A 23,547-nucleotide genomic window follows, 5' to 3' on the forward strand; every position below is an offset into this window, starting at 1 on the left:
ACGGCTCGCGTCCGTCGTGGTCGGTCAGGGGGTGGCGGTGGCCTCGATCGCCGCGATGATCCGGGGGCGCACCTCCTCCGGCGCGATGACGGCATCCACCGAACCGACCTGCACGGCGCGGTGGATGTCGTGCACCCGGTCGAACTCGGCCGCCACCCTGCCGAGCATCTCGGCCCGCACGGCCTGGCGCACGGTCGCGAGCTCCGTGGCGACCTTCGCCCGGTCGGCGCCACTCGCCTCGGCGAGCCGCGCCTCGAGGGAGGCGACCCGCTCGTCGGACGCCGTGCGCTGGTCGACGTCGCGCGCGAAGACGACGGCCGCGGCCGGCGCCCCGCCGATGACAGACGCGAACGAGCCCTCGACGGCGAGCACCGTCATCCGCGGGTTGAGTGCCCTGGAGAACACGACGAACGCTCCGCCGTGGTAGCGCGAGACGACGACGAAGACGATCGGCCCGTCGAAGTTGACGACCGCGCGCCCGATCTCGGCCCCGTACTCGAGCTGGAGCGCGCGCATCGAGTCGGGTGACCCGTCGAACCCGGACAGGTTCGCGAGCACGACGAGCGGCCGGTTCCCGCTCGCCGCGTTGATGGCCCGGGCCGCCTTCTTCGACGACCGGGGGAAGAGCGTCCCGGCGGTGTAGACGTCCGGCCCGTCGGTCGGCGGCACACCACGCCTGGGGACCGACTTGGACTCGATCCCGAGCAGGCACACCGGGATCCCGCCGACCCGCGCGTCGAGCACGACCGCGGTCTCGGCGTCGGCCATGCCCGCCCAGCGCTCGAGCGTTGCGTGGTCCTGGTCGGCCACGGCCCGCATGAGGGTGCGGATGTCGAAGGGCTTCTTGCGGTCGGGGTTGGTCTGCGCCGAGAAGATGTCGCCGACGCGGGTGAACTCGCTCCCCGCGACCTCGTGCGGGTAGGTGGTGATGTCGCGGTCGTGGGGGTCGGTCGTCGGCGCCCGCCGCGGGCCCGCCTCGCCCGGTGCGACCCACGTGTTCTCGTAGTGCGCGAGCAGGATGCCGTACGCGTCGACGAGGTCCTTGGCCCAGTACTGGGCCTGGCCGTTGGGACCCATGACCCGGTCGTAGCCGCCGATGCCGAAGTTGTCCTCGGCCGAGACCCCGCCGGAGAAGTCGAGCGACTGCTTGCCGGTGAGCACCATCGCCGAGTCGGGGGTCATGACGAGGATGCCCTTGGTGTGCATGAGCATCGTGGCCTCCGCGTTCCAGTACGGCTGCGCACCGACGTTGATGCCGGCGACGACGACGTTGACCTCGTGCCCGGCCTGGGTGAACTCGATGATCCGCTTGAGGGCCCTGGCGACCCAGTCCATGTTCTCGGTCCCCGAGTCCATGGAGATGCGGGCCCCGGCCGAGAGCGCGAACCACTCGACGGGCAGCCCGCGCTCCTCCGCGAGGTCGAGGGCGGCGATGACGCGGGCGCACTCCGGCTCGGCGACCGCGCCGAGGGCACGCAGCGGGTCCCCGCACAGCAGGACGCGGCTCACCCCCTCGGGGTGGAGCGGGGTCGGCGTCGTGACGAGGCCGCAGATCAGGCCCGCGGTGTTCTTGCCGTAGGGGCGGTCGACGGGCACGAGGCGCCCCGAGTCGTCGAGGTCGAGCTCCTGCACCGAGCCCCCGCTGCCGGCGACCATCGCGACGAGCTCGTAGGGGTAGACGAGCCCGCGGCGCCGGGCGCGCACGACCTTCTCGGCGTACCCGTCGAGCGGCGCGACGCGCGTCGTCGGAGGGTCCTCGACGGTGAAGGTCACCCCGGAGCCGGGCTGGTAGGAGAACCGGGCGCAGAGCGGGACGGTGCTGCCGCCCTCGCCGGCGATCGCGCCCTGGACGCGGACCTCCTCGATGCCGGCCCCGGCGGTCATCGGCGCGACCTTGTCCTGGAGGGCGGTGAGCTGGTCGAGGTCGGCCTCGACCGTCGGCCAGATGTGCAGCCAGACGTGGTTGGTGTCGAGGCGGGCACCCGCCCCGAGCGTCGCGCGGGCCCGGCGGACCGCCTCGAGGCAGTTGGCGAGGGCGCGCTCGACGTGGGGCAGGGCGGTGACCCGCCCCGACTCGTCGCGCACGACGACGAGCTGGCGCACCTGCGCGAGGGCGACGAGCCGCTGGTCCTGCGGGTTGCCCGCCGCGACGGCGTGGAGGAGCAGGACGTCCTCGGGCGCGTCGAGCCGGGTCAGCTCGAAGTCACGCAGCCGCCACAGGTTGAGCCGCCGACCGACCATGGGGTGCACGTCGCGGACCGGCCGGTCCTCGCCCATCGTCCCGTCGGGCCGCGGCCGGAAGGTGAAGTAGCCGACCTCGCGGTCGTCGTCGGGCACGACACCCACGGCGACCCGGCGCACCCGGGCCGCGAACGGCATCCCGGCGAGGTGCTCGGCCAGCACCGCGGAGGCCGCCTCCTTGTCGCTCGGCAGGTGCCCCCAGTGGACGTAGAGGTCGACGACCGCCTCGTGCCCCTCGGGCCGCGCGTCGACGAGGTGCCCGAGCGTGCGGGAGAGCTCGCTGTGCGGCGACAGCTCGGCGAAGGTGCCCGTCGTGCTCACGAGGTGGGAGTCGCGGTCGTCGAGGCGGTAGTCCGCGGTCGCCACCGCGCGGCCGTCGACGGTCGACTCGTGGAGGCCGGCAAGGGCGTGCTCGCGGTAGTGGCGCTTGATGAGGACGGCCAGCATCGGCTCGCGGGCGGGCACACCGGAGCGCAGCCGCTCGCCGAGGAATCGCACGATCCGCTCGGGGATCGCGGCGAGGGCGTCGATCCGGGCGGTGCGCTCTGGGCCGTCGGGCAGCCCGTCGATCTCGTCGAGCTCGTCGCCGACCGACCCGAGTACCGAGGCCCGGTCGGCGTCGACGAGGGGCTGGTCGAACCACCGGAACCGGACGCTGCGGGCGAGGTCGCCGACGATCGGGAAGCGCAGCTGGGTGGCGCTGACGAGCCGGTCGAGCAGCTCGTGGGCGGCGGCGTCGGCGGGCGGCTCGGGTGCGGGCTCGGAGAGCCACCGCTGGAGGATCGAGGTGGCCATGGCGACCTCGGGGGCGGAGCGCTGCTGGGCGAGGAAGACCCGGAACACCGCGCCCTCGAGGTCGGCGGTGCGCTCCAGGCCGGCGACGCCGTAGTGGTGGAGCACCCGTTCGAGCCGGCTCACGAAGTCGGCGGGCAGGCCGCCCCGTTCGGGGTCGAGGGTCTGCAGGTAGGTGTGGAAGTGCTCGCGGGGGCTGTGCACCCGGTTCTCGACGTGGGCCTCCTCGCCGACCGGCCGGTTGCGGCTCAGCTCGGCGAAGTCGGCGAGGACGCCGAGCAGCGCGACCTCGTCGCACACGGGCGAGCGCCCCTCGCGGGCGAGCGCGTCGCGCGCCTCGAGGTAGCCCGCGAGGGTGCGCTGCTCGTGTCCGGGGTCGAGGTCGTAGCCGAGGAGCATCGCGGCGAGGTCGGCGCGCCCACGCGCCGCGCGCTGCGCCACGTCGCCGTCGGCCAGCTCCTCGGGCAGGTCGAGGTCGGGGGCCTCGGCGGCCGACTCCGTCGCCCCGTCGCCCGGCTCCCCCGTCGGCTCGAGGCGGACGAGCGCCGCCCCGGTCTCGACCTGGCTGCCCGCCGCGACGAGCAGCTCCTTGACCCGGCCCGCGAAGGGCGCCGGGAGCACGGTCTCCATCTTCATCGACTCGAGGACGAGCACGGGAGCCCCGGCCGCGACCTCACCCCCCACAGCCACGGGCGTCGCCACGACGAGTGCCGGTGCAGGAGAGCGCATCACGCCACCCTCGTCGCGGCTGACCCGGTGGGTGACCCCGTCGACCTCGACGAGCTGGACCGGCCCGTGCGCGGCGGTGACGAGGCGGTGCGAGCGCCCGCCCACGACGACCCTGCTCGCGTACGGGCCGACCCGCTCGAGGTCGGCGACGACCCAGGCGACGTGGCCGCTCGGGTCGGCCACGCCGACCCGGAAGCGCGACGGCCCGGTGCGGTAGACGGTGACCTTGTAGGCCGCGCCGCGCAGCTTGAGGTCGACCGCCCGCCCCACGTCGTGCTGGACCTGCGGTCGGCCACCGCGCGAGGTCTCGAGGAGGCGGGTGCGCTCGAACGCCTCGGCCTCCTCGTAGGCCTCGATGCCGGCGACGACGAGCGCGACGCCGGAGTGCTCCCGGGCGACGAGGCGGCCCTCGGCGCGCACCCGGTCGATCCACCCGGTGTCGGCCGAGCCGTCGACGACCTCGGGCTGGTCGAGCAGGTCGAGGATGAACGACTTGTTCGTCGCGCCGCCCTCGATGACGACCGTCGTCTCGCGCATCGCGCGGCGCAGCCGGGCGAGCGCCTCGGTGCGGTCGCGGCCGTGGGCGATGATCTTCGCGATCATCGAGTCGAAGTCGGCCGGGATGGTGTCGCCCTCGGCCACGCCGGTGTCGACCCGGATGCCGGGGCCGGCCGGCAGCTCGAGGTGGGCGATGCGCCCCGGGGCGGGTGCGAAGTCGCGGTCGGGGTCCTCGGCGTTGAGCCGTGCCTCGACGGCGTGGCCGACCTCGGTGGGGCGCTCGCCCTCGAGGCGCCCCCCGGCCGCGACATGCAGCTGGAGGCGCACGAGGTCGGTGCTCGTCACGACCTCGGTGATCGGGTGCTCCACCTGGAGGCGGGTGTTGACCTCGAGGAACGCGAAGAAGCGCTCCCCCGGGTGGTAGAGGAACTCGACCGTGCCGGCGCCGGAGTAGCCGACGGCGACGGCCAGCCGCTCGGCCGACTCGCGCAGCTCGCGGGCCTGGGCCTCGTCGAGCACCGGCGACGCCGACTCCTCGATGACCTTCTGGTTGCGGCGCTGCACCGAGCAGTCGCGCACGCCGATCGCCCACGCGCTGCCCCGGCCGTCGGCGATGACCTGCACCTCGACGTGCCGCGCCCCCGTGACGAGCTTCTCGAGGAAGACCACGCCCGACCCGAAGGCCCGCTGCGCCTCGTCACGGGTGCGCGCGTAGGCGTCGGCGAGCTCGGCGTCGGAGGCGACCTTGCGGATGCCGCGCCCGCCGCCGCCCGCGGTGGCCTTGAGCATGAGCGGGTAGCCGATCCGGGCCGCGGCCGCGGTGGCGTCCTCGAGGGTGTCGACACCCCCGCGGCTCCACGGGGCGACGGGCACCCCGACCTCCTCCGCGATGAGCTTGGAGCCGATCTTGTCGCCGAGCCGGCGCATCGCCTCGGGGCTCGGGCCGATGAAGGTGACCCCGGCGCGCTCGCAGACCTCGGCGAAGGCGGGGTCCTCGGCGACGAACCCCCAGCCCACCCACGCGGCATCCGCCCCGGTCTCGCGCAGTGCTCGCTCGAGGACGGCGTGGTCGAGGTAGGGGCGCAGCGCCGCAGGGCCCAGGTCGTACGCCGCGTCGGCCTCGCGGACGAACATCGCCGAGCGCTCGGCCTCGGTGTGCAGGGCCACCGTCTCGATCCGGTGGCCCCCCGGCCCGGACTGCGCGTTGAGGTCGCGCACGGCGTGGATGAGCCGCATCGCGGCCTCCCCGCGGTTGACGATGGCGATCCGCTGGAACATCGGTGGTCCTCCCGGGGGTCCGGTGTGTGCGCGTCGTCTCGGCGGAGCCGGTCCCGCCGTCTGCCGAGCCTGTCACCATCTCGCGGTGACGCGCGAGTAACGAGCGCGCCCGGTCGCCGGCGAAGGCACCCGCGACGAGCACGTCCACCGGCGCCGGCACTATCGTGACCGGCATGACGGGCAGCGAGCGCACCCACGATCGGGTGGCCGGCCTCGTCGCCTGGGCCGACCGGAACCCGGTCCCGGGCACCATCCTGCGCATCGCCCGCGAGCTGCTGGCCGTCGACGTCCGCGACCGGATCTTCGGGATGGCCGGCCAGTCCTTCCTCGCCGTCGTGCCGCTGCTCATCATCGCCTCGACGTGGCTGTCCGAGAGCGACGGGGAGTCGATCGCGCTCGTCGTCAACGAGCGGCTCGGCCTCACCGGCCCGACCGCGACCACGGTGGTGCTGCTCTTCACCAAGCCCGAGGGGGCCGCGGAGGTGGCGACCGCGTCCGGCCTGAGCATCGTGCTGCTCTTCTTCTCGGTCAACAGCTACACCCGGACCCTGCGCCGGAGCATGGAGCGCCCGTGGGGCCTGCCCGCCGTCGGCTGGCGGGGCCAGCTCACCGGGCTGCTCGGCGTCGGCCTGCTCATCCTCATGCAGTCGACCCTGTCCGTCATCGCGACCGGGTGGATCAGCGAGACCCCGGCCCTCGTGGCGCTCGAGTCGTTGGCCCGCACCCTCGTCGCCATGGCGTTCTGGCTCGCGATCGGCCGCGCCCTGACGCACGGCCGGCTCCCCGTGCGGCACCTGTGGCCCGGCGCCCTCATCGGGGCGATCGGCACCTCGGCGATCGCCCTGTGGTCGGTGACCTTCCTCCCGACGATCTTCGAGCGGGATGCCGCGCGCTACGGCGTCATCGGCGTGGCCCTCGCGCTCGTCACGTGGCTGCTCGCGATCGCCGGGCTCTTCGTCGTCGTCGGTGTGGCGGGGGCCCAGATCGCCCGGGCCACCGGGTGGATCGAGCAGCGGCCGGACCCACTCGTGCAGCCCCTCCTCGAGCAGCCGGAGGCGCCGGTGGCGGAGGCGCGACCGCCCGCGCCGTAGGGGTCGGTCAAGAGGTGGGGTCCCCCTGCGACCGGTCCCCCGACGACGCGTCGGGGAGGTCGGTGGCACCCGGTGCGCGGACGGCATCCGGTGCGCGGACGGCATCCTTCGCGGCGACGGCAATCGGAACGTCGGACGGGTCACCCCGGCGCTCGGCGCGGGGGGCGACGAGGGCGGCCACCTGCTCCTCGGTGGCGGGCGTCAGCTCGTAGCGCCGCTTGTAGATCTCGAGCATCGCCATCGTCGTCGCCGCGACCGGCACGCCGAGCAGCGCCCCGGACAGGCCGAAGAGCTGGGCCCCGAGCAGGGCGGCGCCGAACGAGACCGCGGGGTGGAGGTTGACCGCCCGGGCCGAGATGCGCGGCTCGATGGTGAGGTTCTCGACCTGCTGGTAGGCGATGCCCCAGACGAGCACCCACACGCCGACGATCGGGTCCCCGGACGTGAGCCCGACGACGACCGGGAGCGCGATGGAGATGTAGGTGCCGATGTTCGGGATGAACTGCGCGACGAGACCGGTCCACAGGGCGAGCGGCAGCCAGTAGGGCAGCCCGACGACGAAGAAGACGATGCCGCTCAGCACCGAGTTGATGGCGGCCAGCACGATGCGCGCGGCGATGTAGCCGCCGACCTTGATGCGGGTGAGGTCCCACGCGGCGAGGAAGGGCACCTGCACGTCGGGGCGCATCCGGCGGGCCAGCCAGGAGCGCAGGACCGGCATCCCGGCGGAGACGTAGTAGACGAAGAAGACGAGGACGAAGAGCCCGAAGAACCCCGAGAGCACCGAGGCGAGCACCCCGAGCACGCCGAACGCGACGTCGTCGGCGTAGGCCGCGATGTCGGAGGGCGTCAGGCCGACGCTCTCGAGGAGGGTGTCGAAGGTGAAGCTCGACCCGGTGACCCGGTTGAACCAGGCGAGCGCGTCGGCGGCGATGTCGGGGACGGCGGCGATGAGGCTCGCCAGCTGCTCGACGAACAGGCTCCCGAACACCCAGAGGAACCCGGCGAGCAAGAGGGCCGCGAGCAACATGACGAGTCCGGTGGCGAGGCCGCGCCGCATCCGTCGGGAGAGTGCGCTGACGGCCGGCTCCATCGCGAGCGCGACGAACCAGGCCATGAGGACGTAGTAGAGGGTCGACGCCCCGCGCCACGCGAAGAAGGCGAGGAAGGCGGTGAGGGCGAGCACCCCGACGACGAGCCACGTCCGGTTCCAGAGCGGCCGGTTGCCGTCGGTCACGTCGACGGCGGGCGGGGAGGTCGCCTCCATGGTGCCCAATCTAGGCCCCGGCGGCCGATCCCCTTCGCGCGGCGGGCGTTCTGGAGCCTCGTCAAGCCCCGGTCGGTGACGACGAGATCGTGCGGGGCTCAGGTGGCTGCGTCGGCGGAGTGACCTTCCCTGGCCCGGTCCGCCAGTGAGGCTGCGATGCCGTCGCGGAGGGTGTCGAGGTCGCGGATCGTGCCGTCGGCGTTGACGGCCACGGCCAGCCGGCCGTTGTAGGACAGGGCGGCGACGGTGAGGCCGACCAGTGGCACCAACGGAGCGACCGGAAAGGCCTGGACCAGCTGAGCCCCGGCGAACCACAGCGGGTGCGCCGGACCGGGGATGTTGGTCACCGAGAGGTGGATCCTGGCGCTGCCGCGTCGCCGCGCCCAGGGGATGATCAGTCGCGCGACCGGGACGGGGAGGGCCAGCAGGTCCTGCCCGGTGCCTCCGGTGGCCCGAAGTCGCGCTTTCCGGGCCGAGGTTCGCCCGGTGATGCTCGCGAGCCGGCGTGCCGGGTCGGGCTCGCCCACCGGCAGGTCCACCACCATCATGCTGGTGGCCTGCCCGGAGGGATCGAGGGACACCGGGATGATCGTTCGGACGAACAGCGACTCGCGGCACTCCCCTCGCGCGCTGAGGAGGTCACGAAGTCCCTGCGCCACGGCGGCCAGGAGCAGGTCGTTGACCGTCGCTCCCCGAGCGTGTGCGCCCGCCCGCAGCGGGCCGAGGGGCGCGGTGGTCACGCTCATCCGTCGGGTCGGACCCACCACCCGTGGCAGCGAGGTCCGGGGCAGCGGACCGGAGAAGTCCGACATGGCGTCGCGGTACTGGGCCAGAGCTCGGCATGCCCGGGCCAGGGACGGTGCACGCGGCCGGTGCTGCCCGTCGCGCGCGGGTCTCCACCGACGCAGGTGGTCTGCGACGAGGTCCCGGTGGGACGGCAGCGGAGGCGCGGGCACGGGTGCGGTGCGCGGGGGACCGTACTCGTGCACGGCATCAGGGGCCTCATCCAGCAGTGACGCCAGCAACCGCAACCCGCCGATCCCGTCGGCCAGCACGTGGTGCACGACCAGCAGGACGGCGAACCGGCCACCGGGAAGGCCGTGCACGACGTCAGCGCGCCACAGGGCGCGGTCGCGGTGCAGCGGTGTTGCGGCCCGGTTCGCCGACCACGTCGCCAGGTCAGCGTCCGGCCCGAGCGTGCGGACCTCGACGTGGCGCGCGAGGTCATCATCGGGGTCCTCGACCCACACCGGGCGCCCCTCACCCCAGCGGGTCCACAGCACCCGGCGACCCAGCTCCGGCACGCCACGCGCCCGCCTGGACAGCTCGTCGGCGACCGGGCCGGTGTCCACGACACCGTCCGGCCCGGCGAACGGGCCCGGGTCGAAGACCGCCAGCAGTCCCAGGTGGAACGGGGTGTCGTCGTCGCCGACCCACGCGTTGACCAGCTCGTCCATCCGCAGCCGAGTCAGGGGCATGACGACACCTCGTGACCACCGCCGCCCTGAGCGGCGACCGGGACCGGTGCGTCGGGGGCGGCGGCCAGCTCCCAGTCTGGTCCGGACCGGCCCCCGCAACGGGCGGTCGAGAACAAGATCACGATGGTCGGACCGCGCACGTGCCGTACGAGGCGGAGGGCGTCGGGCCTCGGGATCGGCACGGTCCACCTGCTGTTCCTCCGCGGCGGCTCAGAACCCGGCGGCGACGCCCGTGGACGGTGGCTTGCCGTAGCCCTTCCTCTCCTTGCCGCGGCGAGTACAGAGGTCAAAGCCGGCGTTCGGGCCGCCCATCTCCTTGTTCACGTGGTGCTGCCACGTGTGCCGCCCCAGCAGGCAACGGACGTTGATCACAGGTACCACCTCCCGCGAACGCCATTGTCCGGCGCCGGCAACCTCAGGGTCAACGGGCCATCGCGGACCCGTGCACCGCGAGGTTTGACGCACGCTGCAGTGCCTCCTCGCCCGCCGGGTGGCGAGCCGCGATCAGGAACCGGCGCAGGACGGGGTTGGCATGCAGGACCGCCGCAGGCTCACGCGAAGGGGCCCGCTCGGGGAGCTCGGCGACCTCTTGTGCCTCCAACAGGAAGAGGTCCTCCAGTACCGACCGGGCGTTCGCTGGTTCCTAGACTCAAGCCATGGGCGACACCTGCGTCTCGCGTGTTCCGGTCTTCGCAGGGCTCTCGACGGAGGATCAAGGACGTGTGGCGGGACTGGCGCGTCCGATGCACCTGGCGGCTGGCGAGGTGGCGTACTCGGCCGGTGATTCCCCGTCGCGACTCATCGTGGTGCACACGGGACATCTGAAGATCTCGCGCGTCTCGGCTGATGGCTCCGAACAGCTCATCCGCGTGTTGGGGCCGGGTGAGTTCGTCGGGGAGGCGTCGGTGTTCGCGGACCGGTCACCTGAGGACTACGCCATCGCCCTGGATGACTGCCAGGCCTGCGTGTTCCGACACGACGACCTCCGGGCCCTGGTCAGCAGGCACCCCCAGATCGCCCTGCGGATGCTGGCCACGGTCAGCGCGCGACTGTCCGACACCGAGCGCCGGCTCAGCTCCCTGACCGCGCACGACGTCGAGGCTCGAGTGGCTGACTACCTCCTCGGCCTACCGGGCTCATGGCAGGGCGGCATCGTCACGGTGACCCTGCCGTTGGCCAAGAAGCACGTGGCCGCCCTGCTCGACACCACACCGGAGAGCCTGAGCCGGTCCCTGCGCAGCCTGTCCGACAAGGGGCTGATCGCGATCGGTCCGGGACGGGCGGTCGTGCTCACCCAGCCGGATCGGCTGCAGCAGGAAGCTCACCGGGTTTGAGGTCGGTGCGGCGGCGCGCACGGGCCAGCCATCGGATGACCACCGCCTCGAGGTGGTCCAGCGGGACGAATGGCTCGTCCCACACCCGGGAGTCGTCCGAGACTGCCGGGTTGTCACCGGCCACGAAGTAGCTGCCGGTCGGGACCCGCCACGCCGCGGTGACGGCACCCGGCACCCGCCCTCGCCCGTCGACGGATTCGCCGTTGACGAAGAGGCGGCCAGCCTCCACCTCCACCTGGTCATCGGGAACCCCCACCACCCGCTTGAGCATCCGGGTCCCCCCGCGCCGCAAGACCACGACCTGGCCGCGTCGCGGCAGCCCGCCCCTGCCGATGCCTCGCGTGAGGAGCAGGTCACCCGAGCGGTAGGTGGGGGCCATGGACGCACCGGCCACCTTGACCACGCGCTTCACACCTGCGTCCTAGTGGGCGTGGGCGTGGCTGTGGTGCTCGGTGGGTGCGTGGCCGGAGCGCTCGTGGTGCTCGTGCTCCTCGCCTTCGGCGTACTTGAAGAAGCTGACGTACCCGCCCACGTAGCGCCGAGCAGCTGCCAGGTCGTCCACGTCGAAGTCCTTGAGGGCCAGCGCGGCCTGGAACCTGCGGTGGAGCTCGGTACGGCGATCCGGCGCCACCATGGGCAGCAGGTCGGCGTCCGACTCCTGGGCGATGGCCTCGTCCGCGGCCTGGACCAGCGGGTCGATCTGGGCGCCGGTGGGCTGGATGCCGGTGAAGCCCACACCCTCGGCCATCCGGTGGACCCGGACCAGCGTCTCAAGGAAGAGCCGATCCGCCACCTCGGCAGCCTCCGGCCCCAGGACGCGAACCTTCAGCGCCTTGTCGAAGACGTCGCGCACCTCGGCCTCGCCGGCGGCAGGGACCCACTTCAGGGCGTAGTGGACGTTGCCCGTCTCCAACGCCTTGCGTGCGTCGGTGACGGCCGGGCCTTCGGCGGTGTCGCAGTGGGCCTGCACGGTGGCGGGCCTCATCGCGGCCAACCAGCTGATGATGCGGTTCATGAACATCGGAGGGGCTCCTTCGTTTGGTAGCCCCAAGCTAGGCCGGGCGGAGCTGACTCGTCCTTGACGAGGATCAACTCACACGCAGCCGCAGCCACACTCACGCCGCTTCGGTCGCGATGGGCATGGTTGGCAAGCCGAAACGCGGCGCTCTGACGCGGGTGGACATGCCATGCGCCACGCTGGTGCACTGCGTGCACCACTTGGGTCGCGCGAGTCGTGTTCGCGATCCGGCCTATTCCGCCGAGGTCGGTGGGCGTCCGGCGGCGCGCAGCCGTCCGCGAACGCGACCAGCGGCATCCCACGTGCTCGTGAGCTCGATGACCGCGAGTGCCGAGGTCGGCATGGGGACTCGGTCGCCGGTGAGGGTCTCGGCGAAATCCTCGATCCCGGGATTGTGGCCAACGAGCACGACCGTTCTCAGTGCCTCATCGAGGTGTCGGACGATGTCGAGTAGCTCACCACCGGAGGCCGCGTAAGCGTCGTCGTCGTGTCGAGTCTTGGGTGGCTGTTCGAGTTCGTCCGACACCAGAGCCCAGGTGGTCCGGGCGCGTTTCGCGGTGGACACGACGGCCAGGTCGATCGCGTCGATGTTGGCAGCCAGCCACCGGCCGGCGTCGGGGGCCTGGCGCCTCCCTCGCTTGGCGAGCGGGCGGTCGTGGTCACCCTCGTGGCCCGACCAGTCCGACTTGGCGTGTCTGAGGAGGATCAGCGTGTGCTCGGCCACCAGCCCAGTGTGCTCCCACGAGAGGGTGCCTGCAGTCGCGACGAGACCTGAACAGGCCGAGCCCTCGTCCGGTGTGAGCATGACGGAACAGACTCAAGCACGTTGGAGGATCTGTTCCACCACCTCGGACTTGGCCTGGGCGTAATGCTGGACGTGCCTCCACTGCTGTTGCGCCAGTCGCCGTTTGGTGCGGGCGTACAGCTCCCGGTCACCCGCGTCGGTTCGTAGCCAGTCACGGAAGCGGAGCATGCGATCGACCTCGTCCTCGCCCGCGCTGAAGACGTGCATGTTGATGTCGGCGTCGGGGCCCTTGAACAGGCGGTGCTCGAGCCAGTCCGGCTCGCGGATCACCAGCCGGTAGCCGACCGCAGCCAGGGCCGGTACGTAGCTGGCCTCGTCGGCCGAGTCGCGGACCACCAGGAGGATGTCGATGATCGGCTTGGCGACCAGGCCCGGCACGGAGGTCGACCCCACGTGCTCCAGCTGCACCACCGCCGGGCCCAGTGCGCCGCGCACGCGGACGGCCTCCCGGTCGAACAGCACCGGCCAGTTCGGGTCCGACTCCACCAAGGTGATGGTGCCGTTGTGCGGGATCAGGGGCTCCAGGCGCACCTGTTGCATGTACTCGTCACTGACCGGATCAATGTCATCCATGCCCCCTCCCATCTGCACCAGGGATTCTCGCCCACCCGGTGAAGAGCGACAGCGAACACCCACGTTGATCCGTTGGAGGCATCTCGGCGCCCGGTGGCAGTTGAGAGGACTCGCGGCGCAGTGAGGCACCCCCGCGGCCATGGACCGTTGACCCGCCGCTCCCCGAGGGCGATGTCCTTCAGCGGCCGAGCGGTTTGGGTCGTGGACGTCCTCGGCAGGTTCCCGAGGGCCTTCCTGGCCGTTCGGGACGCTGGCCCTGGCTCCCGGGTTGTGGTGTCGGCGATGGTGCTGCGGTCAGGAGGCACTCAGCCTCCGAATTGCTCCTTGGGAGGGTCACATGTCCACGTCTGTCACACCTGTCGGGGAACGTACGAACGCGTGGTCGGCTGCGCCGGCGTTCCCCCTGGTCGTCTCGAGCGCGGCCCTTGCCGTGGTCACGCTGACCGCCTGGGCTGTCGAGGGTGCTTGGGCGATGGCCTGGGTGCTGGGGGTTCCGCTGGTCGTTGCCTCGCACCTCGCACATCGCCAGAGCAGGGCTGCCGCCGTCATCTCCGGGCTCTTGGCGGTGGCGCTTGTGGTCGTGTGGTTCGTCGTGGGCCGGGCCAATGGGTGGTCGTCCGGGCTGAGCTCTCAGGAGCTGTACGTGGGCGTGGTCTTCCTGGCTTTGGGGCCCGTCGCGATGCTCACGCTGGTGATCGCGGTGCGTGACCTATTCCGTCGGCCCTGACCCCGCCCTAGCCTCGGCTCATGGTGGAGGTCGTCGCCGTGGGGCTGGCGATGTCGCTGTGCTCGGCGGCTCTGGCCCTGCTGGTGCGTCGGCCCACGCATCCGGTCAGCCTCGTCATCGCGGTGATGGCCGCGTCCAGCGTGCTGGGCGTCAGCCAGCCCGACGGGCGGGTCACGGATGCGCTGTGGGCGCTCAGCCACCTTCCGTTGTCGATGCTTCTGGTCGTCTTTCCGGACGGCCCGCGGGGGCGCCGGTGGGCCCGGGTCCTGGGGTACCAGGTGGTGGCGCTGGGGTGCGTGGTCGGTGGTTCGGTGCTGTGGCCGGATGGAAGCGCTCCACCTGTGGCGCGGGTCGTGCTCTGGGTACTGGCAGTGTCGTTCGTGCCGATCGCGGCGGCGGCCGTGGTCTCTCTTGTCCGGCTGTGGAGGGTTTCTGTCGGGGGGCGCCGCTCGCGGATCGGCTTGGTCCTTGCGGCGGGGACCTTCCTGCTCGTTCCGAACGTGTTCCTGGCGCCACCGGTGCTGGCGTTGGAGTCGATGGGCGTGTCCACCGAGCCGTTCAGCGCGGTCGCGGGCAGCACGTCCGGGCTGGCGTTCGCAGCCGTGCCGCTCGCGGTCGCCGTCGCGGCCCTGGCCGAACCGGGTGGCCGCCGCCTCCGGGTCGTTGAGTGGGTGTGGCGGGTTGGCCTCGTGGCCGCCGGCGGCCTCGTGCTGGGTGGGACGGTCGCGTTGACCATTGAGGCGTGGAGCGGTGGGATGCCGTTCCCGCCCGGGGCGGCCGCGGCGGCGTTCGTCGTGGTCGCCTTGGGGACGGCGGCGGGGGTGAGCCTGTCGCATCGGGCGGCGGGGTGGGTGCCGCTGGCCGGGGAGCGCACCCGGCTCGGGGTCGCCGACCTGGCAGATCGGCTCTCGTCGGCGCCGACAGCCGATGAGGTCCCGGCCCTGGTCGCGCGGACCGTCGGCGAGGCGCTCGAGCTGCGCGGGGCGGCGGTGGTGATGAGCCTTCACGGTGGCGAGGAGCGGCTGGCCACGTGGGGCGACCTCGACGGCGGCGCAGCACCGGTGACGCGGCCGCTGACCCACGCCGGCACCATCGTGGGGCGAATCGTCCTGGCACCGCACCGCGACGGTGTCCCGCTGGACCTGGCTGCCCTCGACGCCCTCGCGACGCCCGTCGCGGCCACGGTCGCTGCTGGGCTGTTGACCCGCGAACTGCAGCAGGCTCGGGACCGGGTGCTGCAGATTCGGGACGACGAAAGAGCCCGACTGCGCGATGACCTGCACGACGAGCTGAGTCCGTCCCTGGCGGGGCTGCGCCTCACCGCCACAGCGGCCCGAGATCGGCTCGCTGACGACGACCTTGCCGGTGCCGACGCGCTCTTGGCGCGCATCGATACCGAGGCGGCGCGCACCGCGAAGGTCGTGCGCGGCATCCTCGAGGGCCTGCATCCCGACGACCTCGCCCGAGGGGGCCTGCTGGACGCGCTGCGAGACCGGGCCGCAGCCCTGGACCGCTCGGCCGCCTTCACCATCACCGTCGAGGCGCCGACCCAGCTGCCCGCCGTGGCCCCGCAGACCGAGGCCGCGGTCTTCCGCACGGCCGTCGAGGCGATGGCCAACGCCGCGCGGCACGCCAACGGCAGCCGCTGCACCGTGCGTCTGAGCGCCGACAGCCAGCACCTGCACCTCGACGTCGCCGACGACGGGACGGGTCTGCCGTCGCCGCCGCGGCCGGGACTGGGGCTGCCCTCGATGGCGGCACGCACCGAAGCGGTGGGCGGCGAGCTGCAGCTCGTGACCGCCGACGCAGGGGGGACCATCGTGCGGGCTCGCTTTCCCCTGCCGGCATCGACGCAGGCCGCGCGATGAGCATCCGGGTGCTGCTGGCCGACGACCACCCGCTCTTCCGCGACGGGCTGCGCGCGATGTTGGATGGACGGGCAGCGTTCGACGTCGTCGCCGTCGCCGGGAACGGCACCGACGCTGTCCGCCTCGCCAAGGAGCATCTGCCCGATGTGGCCGTTCTCGACCTGCGGATGCCGAACGGCGATGGGGTGGCAGCCACCACGGGAATCCACCACGCCTGCCCGGAGACCAGGATCCTCGTCCTCAGCTCCTTCGACGACGAGCACTATGTCGCCCAGGCCCTGGCGGCGGGCGCGAACGGCTACATTCTCAAGGCCGCTGCCCCGGACGAGATCGCCGACGCGATCAGCGCGGTCGCCTCCGGAACCTCCGTCCTCTCCGACACGATCCTTGCCGACATTGCCCTGCGGACAGCGGCACGTCGCGGACGGCCCTTCCCCCAGCTGACCGAACGCGAGTTCGACGTCCTCGAGGCGATGGCGCGAGGGAAGAACTCCGACGAAATCGCCCGGCGGCTCGGACTGAGCGTGAAGACCGTGCGCAACAACATTTCAAACATCCTGGTCAAGCTCGGTGTCCGAGACCGCGCCGCAGCGGTCGTCGTCGCCCACCAACACGGGGTCGGCGCCTGACGGCCTCCCAACGTGAACGCTCCCCTCGTGGCGACGCGCCGGACTTCTGGCGGCTACCTGACACTGGTCGTAGGCCGGTCTGCACCTCTTCCCTACGCAAATGAGCCCGCCCTTGGGGGCCACTTGCGGGCACTGCAGTTCCATCGACTCGACTCGGTGAGGAGCGTTGTTCATCTCTTGCCTGCAGCCCTCGTCGGGTGTGTGGGCCTCGATGACGCAGACCAGAGGCTGAGTCAAAGCGGTCGTTCTCGACAACCCGCTTCCGCCACCGCGCCCGGCATCCGCTCGGCTTGGGTTGCGACGAGGGGGCATCCAGCGAAGGCCTTACGGTCCGCACCTTCTGCGCAGGCTCTCGATCTCACACGCATCTGGCAGGAGACACAGTCGAAGGGCCCCTCGAATCTACGTTTCCGCAGTTCAAGGGGCCCTTCGCACGGGTGGCAGGTGAAGGATTCGAACCTTCGAAGCTTTCGCGACGGATTTACAGTCCGCTCCCATTGGCCGCTCGGGCAACCTGCCGTGGTGCGCATGGAAGGATAGCAAGCCGCATCCGGCAGACCGAATCGACCAGGAGGACCCGTGGCGGACAGCTCGTTCGACATCGTCAGCAAGTACGACAAGCAGGAGGTCGCCAACGCCGTGAACACCGCGGCGAAGGAGATCGCGAACCGCTACGACTTCAAGAACGTCGGCGCGAAAGTCGAGCTCGCAGGCGAGGTCGTGAAGATCGAGGCGAACAGCGAGGAGCGATGCAAGGCGGCCCTCGACGTCGTGCAGACCTGGCTCGTCAAGCGGGGGGTGTCGCTCAAGCACCTCGAGGTCCCCGAGGCGGGGCCGCGCCTGTCGGGCAAGGAGTACAAGCTCGACTGCGCGCTCAAGGAGGGCATCTCCTCCGAGAACGCCAAGAAGATCTCGAAGATCATCCGCGACGAGGGGCCGAAGTCCGTCAAGAGCCAGATCCAGGGCGACGAGCTCCGCGTGCAGAGCAAGTCGCGCGACGACCTCCAGGCCGTGCAGCGGCTGCTCAAGGACAAGGACCTCGACGTCGCCCTGCAGTTCACCAACTACCGTTAGCCGCCCTGAAACCACAGTTCAGAGCCCTGGTCGACCCCCTCGGTCCGCACCGGGTCCGCACCAAGTCCGCAGACGGGGCCTGTCTGAGGTCGGGGCCGGGTGTACGAGCGAGCCCGGGGACTGCGCCTCCCCAGGCCGCAGACCAACGGCGCCACCTCCAACCCCTGGGTGAGTATCGCGTCCACGTCGGGGGTCCCGACGACCGGTGGCCCACGTCGAGTGGTAGCCCCCTGTCAGCGTGCGGCCTGCCCCCTCCAGCCCACGGCTCTCGCTGGGGCACACTCAGGGCTGGAGGTGGGTCGACAGGTGTTCCAGGTCCGGGTGTTGCTGGTCGATGACCAGGAGGCCTTCATGCGCGCACTGGTGGCCGTCGTCGGTGCCACACCGAACTTCGACGTGGTGGGGCGGGCGCGCACCGGCGAGGAGTCGCTGGTCCTGGCGAGCGAGGTGAACCCCGACCTGGTGCTCATGGATGTGAACCTGCCGGGGATCGACGGGCTGGAGGCGACGCGGCGGTTGCGCGCACGCAGCTCGCCGCCGGTGGTCGTGCTGCTGTCCACTCACGACGAGGACGCGGGCGAGCAGTACCTCGCGGAGTCCGGCGCTCACGAGTACGTCACCAAGTCGGCATTCGGCCCGCAACGGCTGGCGGAGTGCTGGTCCCGGTCACAGGGCTGACAAAGCGCCCGACCCCGGCGGTGGAGCGACGCCGGCCACGACGGCATCCGGCTGCGTGGTGAGGGGGAAGCGAACGTCGACCGCGGTGTCTCCCTCAGCTGCCCGGACGGTGATGGCCCCGCCCACCGCTTCCACCCGGTCTCGCATGTGCGGCACGGACAGACTGGGTTTCCCGGTGCTGCCGGTGAGGCCCACGTGCAGCGACCCATCGACCACGCCGAGCCGCACGACCACGGGATGCCGGAGCTCGCGTGCTGCTTCGGCGATGCAGTAGTACGCCGCCGCCTCGATGCTCGGCTCGAAGCGACGGCCGGCGACATCGTCCCCGAGGTGCAGGGTTCCAGGGGTGCTGGTCCGCGCGAGCAAGGAGCTCACGGCTGAGGGGAGGCCGGAGCGGGTGAGCTGCGCGGGAAAGATCCCGCGCGTGATCTCCCTGAGCCCTTCGAGCGCGGCGGTCAGTGACTGCAGCAGCGGTGCGAGCCGGACCGCGAGTGGGGGCTCACCGTTTCGCGGGGCGTCGGGCAGCTGCCGCAGCCGACCCGGCAGCGGCACGAGGTGGACGAGCACCTGGGCAGAGATCGCGCGCTCGAGTCGGCGGCGCTCCGCGTCGCCAGCGGTGATCAGTCGTTGCCGGGACTCGGCGAGGTGCACCGTGTGTCGCCGCAGCTCCTCGACCTGCGCCGACAGCTGCGTGGTCAGGTGGGCGTTGCGGAACGCCAGGCCGGCCTGGTCTGCCAGATCGGCGAGGAGGCGATGCTCCCGCGCCCGCAGGGGATGCCCGGCCGGCATCACCACGGTGAGGCTGCCGAGGTGCTGGCCACGATGGACGATCGGCACCTCGGTGGAGAGGCCATCGCCGTCGGCTCGGGCGGGTGCCCAGCGCGCGCCCCGATCGGGTCCATGGTCGACCTGGAGAAGCACGGTCGTGTGGTGCGCGTTGACCGCGCCTCCCGCGGCCTGCGCCAGCGCGGGGAGCAGAGCGTCGGGGTCGGGACGTTCACCCAACCGGCGACTGAAGTCGGCCAGGGCTTCATACGGTGCTGCCGCGTCACCGAAGGCCAGCCGGTCGGCAATCCTCACGATCCTTCTCCGCAGTGGCTGGAAGGCCACCGCGACCACCGCGGTGGCCACCACCGACGGCCAGAAGCCTGCCGCTCCCCCGGTCACCGTGAGGCCCGCGGCGACCACGACGCCGACGTATCCGGCAGCCACGACCGCCGTCGCAAGGGTCAGCACGAGAGCACGGTTGACGACGAGATCGATCTGCACGAGACGGTGTCGGAGCACCGCGACCGCGACGCACACCGGCACCGCCACCTGCGCCAGCCGCAGCGGAAGCGCTGCCAGCCAGGTGCCCTCCTCGCCCTGCAGCCGTGGGACAGCCAGGATCACGACGACGCCGACGGCCAACATGCTCGCCGCGGTGGCGATCCACAGCAGCTGCCTACGCACGTCGTCGTGCGACCGCCTGAGGCGAACCACCAGCGAGGCTACGGAGGCGACCAGCCCTGCTGCGATGAGGAGGTACCCGACGGTCAGCAGTGCCGTGACCGCCGTGCTACCGCCGTCCTGCTTGCCGTCCACGACCCCGTCGGGAGGGGTCATGAGCGAGCCGAGGGTGTGCAGCACCAGGCCCGCCACGGTGCCCCACACGACCCAGCGCCATCGTGGCGACGGCAGGCGGCCATCCGGGGCGAGGAGGAACACCAGGACCAGTGCCGTGAATGCCGGCCACCCGAGGAACGGTGCGGCCCAGCCGATTCGCTGCGCCCACTCCGTACTCCCCGGACCATCACCCTCGATCACCCACCCGGTGTACGCCTCTGCGGCCAGGGTGACGGAGAGGAGGCTCGCCACGGACAGCAGCCAGCCCAGGGGGTGCCTGGGATGCCGCGACACGATGAGCGCCCCCATCACCGCGCACCCGGCACTGGCCAAGGGGGCCAGCGGCCAGCCGTGGTCGGCCCAGGTCGCCTCACTCATCAACGGACGGTGGGCGGCGGTGAACACCGTGTCCAGGGCGATCGCCACCGCGGTCAGGGCCACGACGACCCACGCGACGCGCGCCCTCACGTCACTGCACCGGAAGCGACGGTGCGCGACCAGCGCGCAGGTGGTGGAGCCCCGCGGGCGACCACCGCTGTCACGGTCGTCCCCGTCCCCCGCTCGGAGGTCACGCTCACGCTCCCACCGACGGCACTCAGCCGGTCGCTCATGTTGAGCAGCCCACCGCCCGACCCGGTGTCACGGATGCCGTCATGGTCGAAGCCGATGCCGTCGTCACGGACCCGCAGCCACCAGACGTCGGTGTCCTGGCCAAGGTCCACCCTCACCCGGCCGGCGCCGGCGTGCTTGGTCGCGTTCTGCACCGCCTCGAGCGCGCAGAAGTAGAGTGCGGCCTCCACCGCTGTCGGCAGGCGTCCGAGATCCCCCGCCCCCAGGGTGACCGGCACCGAGCTGGTCACCACGGCGGAGCGCAGCGCCGGAACCAGCCCGTCGTCGGCGAGCAGCCGAGGATAGATGCCGCGAGACATCGCGGAGAGCGTGCTGATCGCCTCGACGGCGGCGGCAGCCTGCGAGGCGACAACCTCAGCGGCGCGATCCGGGGAGTGGCCGGCCAGTGCCTGTGCCAGCCGTAGGTTGACCGCGAGGGCGACGAGGTGCTGCTGCGCACCGTCATGCATGTCACGCTCCAGGCGACGCCGCTCGGCATCCTGGGTCCTGATGAGCCGCTCGCGCGATGCCCGCAGCTCACCGGCCTGCTCCACCAGCTCGTCATGACGCACCTCGAGCTCCCGCTGGAGCCCTGCCTGTCGCAACGCCAGCCCGGCCTGCGCGGCCAGCCCTTCGAACAGCCGCTGCTCGACCGTGGTCAGCGCCTGCCCGGGGCGTTCCTGCAGCCGCAGGACCCCGAGGATCTCCGCCCCGTGCCGGACCGCGAGCGTTCGTTGCCCACTGGCGGATGCCGTCCCCACCCCGGGCGGCAGGGAGGGCGCGCCGAGGTCCCGGGCCACCCCTTGGGGCCAGGCCGCCCCCAGCACGAGCGCGTCGTCGACGACCAGCCAGACCTGCGCCCACAGCGCCCCTGTCCCCTCGGCCAGGACCTTCGCCATGCGCTCCGTCATCTCAGCCGTGGAAGGACTGCCCGTCACCGTCTCCGAGAACTGGCTCAGCACGTCGTACGGCGTCTGTGCACCGCCCAGCCCCAGCGTCGCGGCCACCCGCTCCAGAGCGGACTGCACCCGCGCGAACGACAGGGCCACGACCACCGTGGCGAGGATGGACAGGGGCAGGCTCGGTGAGTCGGCGACCCCGAGCAGAGCACCCCCACCGAGGACGACGACCGTGTAGACGGTGGCCACGAACCCCAGGAGCCCGAACGTCACCGCCAGCCGCCCCCGCCAACCGCGGTGCAGGACGAGCCGCCCGGGACGTTTGCTCATGCTGCGAGTGTGTTCCCCATCGCGGGAGATGGGTAGGGGCCGAGCCGAACCCGGGGGGTGGGGCTGGCCCCACCCCGCTCCGAGCGCCCGCATCGGGGCTCACCGAGCCGAGCCGCTCGCCTCCAGGTAGGCGAGGACTGCGCTGACTCGCCGGTTGACCGCATGCTCGTCGACCAGGCCCAGCTTCTGGAACACCGACCCGATGTGCTTCTCGACCGCGCGGTCACTCATGAACAGCGTCGTGGCGATGGCGGCGTTGTTGCGGCCCGTGGCCATCTCGCGCAGGACCTCGCGCTCACGGTCGGTCAGGCCGAGAAGTGGGGTTTCCGCGGCCCTGCGGGCGAGCAGGGCCTCGACCACCAGCGGGTCCAGCACGGACCCGCCCCCAGCCACCTCTCGCAGCGCCCTGCCCAGCTCTGCGAGGTCGGTGACACGCTCCTTGAGCAGGTATCCCCGTCCCGCGACGCCGTCGGCGAGCAGCTCGAAGGCGTAGTCCTCCTCGACGTACTGGGACAGCACGACGACTCCGACCTGCGGATGACGCGAGCGGATGAGCCGGGCCGCGTCGATGCCTTCCTTCGTGTGGGTCGGAGGCATCCGGATGTCCGTGAGCACGGCGTCAGGGGCCAGCTCGTCGACCAGCGCGAGGAGGGTGGCCGCATCCGTGGCCGTGCCCACGAGGTCGATGCCGTCGACCTCGGCCAGCAACGCCGTCATCCCCTCGCGCATCAGGAAGTTGTCGTCGGCGAAGACCACGCGAAGCGGCATGCGCACGACTGTACGGGGGCTGGCCCCCACCGACACCGTGCCGAACCCCCTCCAGCCGTGCTGCCAGCCCCATCGTCACCCGCCCGGCCTGTTCGTAGCGTCGACGTCACGACCACGAGAGGTGGTCAGCGAGAACGGCACCCGGTGCCACGAGGCGAGGAATCCCTGATGACGAGCACACACACACCCACCGGCGCACTGACCCCGGCCGGCAGCGAAGGCACGATGATGCGGGCGATCCTGCACACGGGCTACGGAACGGTGGCCGAGGACGTCCTGCGGTGCACGACGGTCAGTCGGCCCACACCCGAGGACGACAGCGTCCTCGTGCGAGTTCGGGCCTCCAGCGTCGACCGCGGGACCTGGCACATCATGGCCGGCCTGCCCTACCCCATCCGGCTGGCCGGCTTCGGTGTCCGGAACCCCAAACACCTCAACCCCGGCCGATGCCTCGCGGGCACGGTGACGGCCACCGGTCCCGACGTGAGCTCGTTCCAGGTGGGCGACGAGGTGTTCGGGACGTGCGACGGGGCGTTCGCGGAGTACGTCACCGCTCGGCCGGACAAGCTGTCACCGGCCCCCTCAGGCCTCTCCCCCGAACAGGCCGCAAGCATGCCGGTCTCCGGCGTCACCGCCCTGCAGGCGGTGCGCGACCACGGGCGGGTGCAGGCTGGTGACCACGTCCTGGTCGTGGGCGCCTCGGGCGGTGTCGGCACCTTCGCCGTCCAGATCGCGAAGGCCTTCGGGGCGCAGGTGACCGGAGTGTGCAGCACGGCCAAGACCGGCCTGGTCCGCAGCCTCGGTGCCGACCACGTGATCGACCACACCAGCACCGACTTCGCCCGCGGGTCGACGCACTACGACGTGATCCTGGACATCGGCGGCAACAGCTCGTTGACCCGGCTCCGTCGGGCCCTGACCCCCACCGGAACGCTCGTGATCGTGGGCGGGGAGACCGACGGGCGCCTCCTGGGTGGGTTCGACCGCACCCTTCGCGCCCTGCTTCTCTCCCCCTTCGTCAGGCAGGACCTGCGCAACTTCGTGGCCTCCGAGAACGGAGCCGATCTCAGGGTCCTGGGCGACCTCGTCGAGGCCGGTCGGCTGAGGCCGGTCATCGACCGCACGTACCCGCTGAGCGAGGTCGCTGACGCTGTGGCCCACGTCATCGGGGGCCGTGCCCGCGGCAAGACCGTCATCACCATCTGATCCAGCGAGACCGACGTCGCCGAACCATCGGCGGCACCGCCCACCACGAA

Annotated in this window: 19 protein-coding genes and 1 tRNA gene; 8 read left to right on the top strand and 12 right to left on the bottom strand. The window is 71.9% G+C overall.

The features are described from left to right. Positions 1-24: 24 nt before the first annotated feature. The gene (locus tag ABD899_RS11665; protein ID WP_345206031.1) at positions 25-5,538 is read right to left on the bottom strand and encodes an ATP-binding protein; all 5,514 of its coding nucleotides are present in this window, start codon (positions 5,536-5,538) and stop codon (positions 25-27) included. A gap of 173 nt (positions 5,539-5,711) precedes the next feature. Between ABD899_RS11665 and ABD899_RS11670 the strand changes: the two genes are divergently transcribed. After that, complete coding sequence (locus tag ABD899_RS11670; protein WP_345206033.1) at positions 5,712-6,629, top strand: YhjD/YihY/BrkB family envelope integrity protein; 918 nt, start codon at positions 5,712-5,714, stop codon at positions 6,627-6,629. Positions 6,630-6,636: 7 nt separating this feature from the next. Here the strand turns inward: ABD899_RS11670 and ABD899_RS11675 are convergent, their stop codons facing one another. The 3 genes from ABD899_RS11675 to ABD899_RS11685 form a co-directional block, all read right to left on the bottom strand. Beyond that, the gene (locus ABD899_RS11675; RefSeq protein ID WP_345206034.1) at positions 6,637-7,896 is read right to left on the bottom strand and encodes an AI-2E family transporter; all 1,260 of its coding nucleotides are present in this window, start codon (positions 7,894-7,896) and stop codon (positions 6,637-6,639) included. Positions 7,897-7,994: 98 nt separating this feature from the next. After that, entirely contained in the window at positions 7,995-9,374 is a 1,380-nt protein-coding gene (locus ABD899_RS11680) for a wax ester/triacylglycerol synthase domain-containing protein (protein ID WP_345206037.1), read from the bottom strand. A 210-nt stretch (positions 9,375-9,584) separates the two neighbouring features. Continuing rightward, entirely contained in the window at positions 9,585-9,746 is a 162-nt protein-coding gene (locus tag ABD899_RS11685; protein WP_345206039.1) for a hypothetical protein, read from the bottom strand. 284 nt (positions 9,747-10,030) lie between these two features. Between ABD899_RS11685 and ABD899_RS11690 the strand changes: the two genes are divergently transcribed. Then, positions 10,031-10,708: a Crp/Fnr family transcriptional regulator gene (locus ABD899_RS11690; protein ID WP_345206042.1), complete on the top strand. Its 678-nt coding sequence runs from the start codon at positions 10,031-10,033 to the stop codon at positions 10,706-10,708. Here ABD899_RS11690 and lepB read toward each other — a convergent pair. The 4 genes from lepB to ABD899_RS11710 form a co-directional block, all read right to left on the bottom strand. After that, entirely contained in the window at positions 10,665-11,120 is a 456-nt protein-coding gene (gene lepB / locus ABD899_RS11695; protein WP_345206045.1) for a signal peptidase I, read from the bottom strand. The genes ABD899_RS11690 and lepB overlap by 44 nt on opposite strands. A gap of 9 nt (positions 11,121-11,129) precedes the next feature. Further along, on the bottom strand, positions 11,130-11,729 hold the full coding sequence (locus ABD899_RS11700; protein WP_345206047.1) for a DUF6448 family protein: 600 nt from the start codon (positions 11,727-11,729) through the stop codon (positions 11,130-11,132). 229 nt (positions 11,730-11,958) lie between these two features. Further along, positions 11,959-12,450, bottom strand: coding sequence for a SixA phosphatase family protein (locus ABD899_RS11705; RefSeq protein ID WP_345206050.1), 492 nt, complete (start codon positions 12,448-12,450; stop codon positions 11,959-11,961). Positions 12,451-12,543: 93 nt separating this feature from the next. Continuing rightward, complete coding sequence (locus tag ABD899_RS11710; protein ID WP_345206053.1) at positions 12,544-13,104, bottom strand: GrpB family protein; 561 nt, start codon at positions 13,102-13,104, stop codon at positions 12,544-12,546. Positions 13,105-13,441: 337 nt separating this feature from the next. Here ABD899_RS11710 and ABD899_RS11715 point away from each other — a divergent pair, with 337 nt between their 5' ends. Genes ABD899_RS11715 through ABD899_RS11725 form a run of 3 tightly spaced genes read left to right on the top strand, consistent with a single transcriptional unit; the run spans position 13,442 to position 16,328 of the window. After that, on the top strand, positions 13,442-13,831 hold the full coding sequence (locus ABD899_RS11715; protein WP_345206055.1) for a hypothetical protein: 390 nt from the start codon (positions 13,442-13,444) through the stop codon (positions 13,829-13,831). A 20-nt stretch (positions 13,832-13,851) separates the two neighbouring features. Further along, the gene (locus tag ABD899_RS11720; protein WP_345206057.1) at positions 13,852-15,699 is read left to right on the top strand and encodes a sensor histidine kinase; all 1,848 of its coding nucleotides are present in this window, start codon (positions 13,852-13,854) and stop codon (positions 15,697-15,699) included. Then, positions 15,696-16,328 carry a response regulator gene (locus ABD899_RS11725; RefSeq protein ID WP_345206060.1) on the top strand — a complete coding sequence of 211 codons (633 nt, stop codon included), beginning with the start codon at positions 15,696-15,698 and terminating at the stop codon, positions 16,326-16,328. Before ABD899_RS11720 ends, ABD899_RS11725 begins: the two co-directional genes overlap by 4 nt. A 438-nt stretch (positions 16,329-16,766) precedes the next feature. Here ABD899_RS11725 and ABD899_RS11730 read toward each other — a convergent pair. After that, positions 16,767-16,847 (bottom strand) — tRNA-Tyr (locus ABD899_RS11730). 60 nt (positions 16,848-16,907) lie between these two features. Here ABD899_RS11730 and ABD899_RS11735 point away from each other — a divergent pair. Together ABD899_RS11735 and ABD899_RS11740 are read left to right on the top strand one after the other, a co-directional pair. Beyond that, positions 16,908-17,402 carry a YajQ family cyclic di-GMP-binding protein gene (locus ABD899_RS11735; protein WP_345206062.1) on the top strand — a complete coding sequence of 165 codons (495 nt, stop codon included), beginning with the start codon at positions 16,908-16,910 and terminating at the stop codon, positions 17,400-17,402. 306 nt (positions 17,403-17,708) lie between these two features. Beyond that, entirely contained in the window at positions 17,709-18,080 is a 372-nt protein-coding gene (locus ABD899_RS11740) for a response regulator (RefSeq protein ID WP_345206064.1), read from the top strand. Here the strand turns inward: ABD899_RS11740 and ABD899_RS11745 are convergent. From ABD899_RS11745 to ABD899_RS11755, 3 genes are all read right to left on the bottom strand, one after another. Further along, the gene (locus ABD899_RS11745; RefSeq protein WP_345206066.1) at positions 18,069-19,664 is read right to left on the bottom strand and encodes a sensor histidine kinase; all 1,596 of its coding nucleotides are present in this window, start codon (positions 19,662-19,664) and stop codon (positions 18,069-18,071) included. The genes ABD899_RS11740 and ABD899_RS11745 overlap by 12 nt on opposite strands. A 485-nt stretch (positions 19,665-20,149) precedes the next feature. Next, positions 20,150-21,523 (bottom strand): GAF domain-containing sensor histidine kinase, encoded by a 1,374-nt coding sequence (locus tag ABD899_RS11750; protein ID WP_345206068.1) that lies wholly within the window; start codon positions 21,521-21,523, stop codon positions 20,150-20,152. Between the two features lie 99 nt (positions 21,524-21,622). Beyond that, on the bottom strand, positions 21,623-22,291 hold the full coding sequence (locus ABD899_RS11755; protein ID WP_345206070.1) for a response regulator: 669 nt from the start codon (positions 22,289-22,291) through the stop codon (positions 21,623-21,625). A gap of 168 nt (positions 22,292-22,459) precedes the next feature. Between ABD899_RS11755 and ABD899_RS11760 the strand changes: the two genes are divergently transcribed. Then, positions 22,460-23,497: an NAD(P)-dependent alcohol dehydrogenase gene (locus tag ABD899_RS11760; protein ID WP_345206073.1), complete on the top strand. Its 1,038-nt coding sequence runs from the start codon at positions 22,460-22,462 to the stop codon at positions 23,495-23,497. Positions 23,498-23,547: the final 50 nt, after the last annotated feature.

The sequence above is a fragment of the Fodinibacter luteus genome, assembly GCF_039541575.1.
GTDB classification, from domain to species: domain Bacteria; phylum Actinomycetota; class Actinomycetes; order Actinomycetales; family Dermatophilaceae; genus Fodinibacter; species Fodinibacter luteus.

Excerpts from the sequence above, each read along its gene's own strand:
- ABD899_RS11665 (WP_345206031.1), bottom strand. The coding sequence starts at position 5,538 with ATGTTCCAGCGGATCGCCATCGTCAACCGCGGGGAGGCCGCGATGCGG.
- ABD899_RS11670 (WP_345206033.1), top strand. The coding sequence starts at position 5,712 with ATGACGGGCAGCGAGCGCACCCACGATCGGGTGGCCGGCCTCGTCGCC.
- ABD899_RS11675 (WP_345206034.1), bottom strand. The coding sequence starts at position 7,896 with ATGGAGGCGACCTCCCCGCCCGCCGTCGACGTGACCGACGGCAACCGG.
- ABD899_RS11680 (WP_345206037.1), bottom strand. The coding sequence starts at position 9,374 with ATGCCCCTGACTCGGCTGCGGATGGACGAGCTGGTCAACGCGTGGGTC.
- ABD899_RS11690 (WP_345206042.1), top strand. The coding sequence starts at position 10,031 with ATGGGCGACACCTGCGTCTCGCGTGTTCCGGTCTTCGCAGGGCTCTCG.
- ABD899_RS11700 (WP_345206047.1), bottom strand. The coding sequence starts at position 11,729 with ATGTTCATGAACCGCATCATCAGCTGGTTGGCCGCGATGAGGCCCGCC.
- ABD899_RS11710 (WP_345206053.1), bottom strand. The coding sequence starts at position 13,104 with ATGGATGACATTGATCCGGTCAGTGACGAGTACATGCAACAGGTGCGC.
- ABD899_RS11715 (WP_345206055.1), top strand. The coding sequence starts at position 13,442 with ATGTCCACGTCTGTCACACCTGTCGGGGAACGTACGAACGCGTGGTCG.
- ABD899_RS11720 (WP_345206057.1), top strand. The coding sequence starts at position 13,852 with ATGGTGGAGGTCGTCGCCGTGGGGCTGGCGATGTCGCTGTGCTCGGCG.
- ABD899_RS11725 (WP_345206060.1), top strand. The coding sequence starts at position 15,696 with ATGAGCATCCGGGTGCTGCTGGCCGACGACCACCCGCTCTTCCGCGAC.
- ABD899_RS11750 (WP_345206068.1), bottom strand. The coding sequence starts at position 21,523 with ATGAGCAAACGTCCCGGGCGGCTCGTCCTGCACCGCGGTTGGCGGGGG.
- ABD899_RS11755 (WP_345206070.1), bottom strand. The coding sequence starts at position 22,291 with ATGCCGCTTCGCGTGGTCTTCGCCGACGACAACTTCCTGATGCGCGAG.
- ABD899_RS11760 (WP_345206073.1), top strand. The coding sequence starts at position 22,460 with ATGACGAGCACACACACACCCACCGGCGCACTGACCCCGGCCGGCAGC.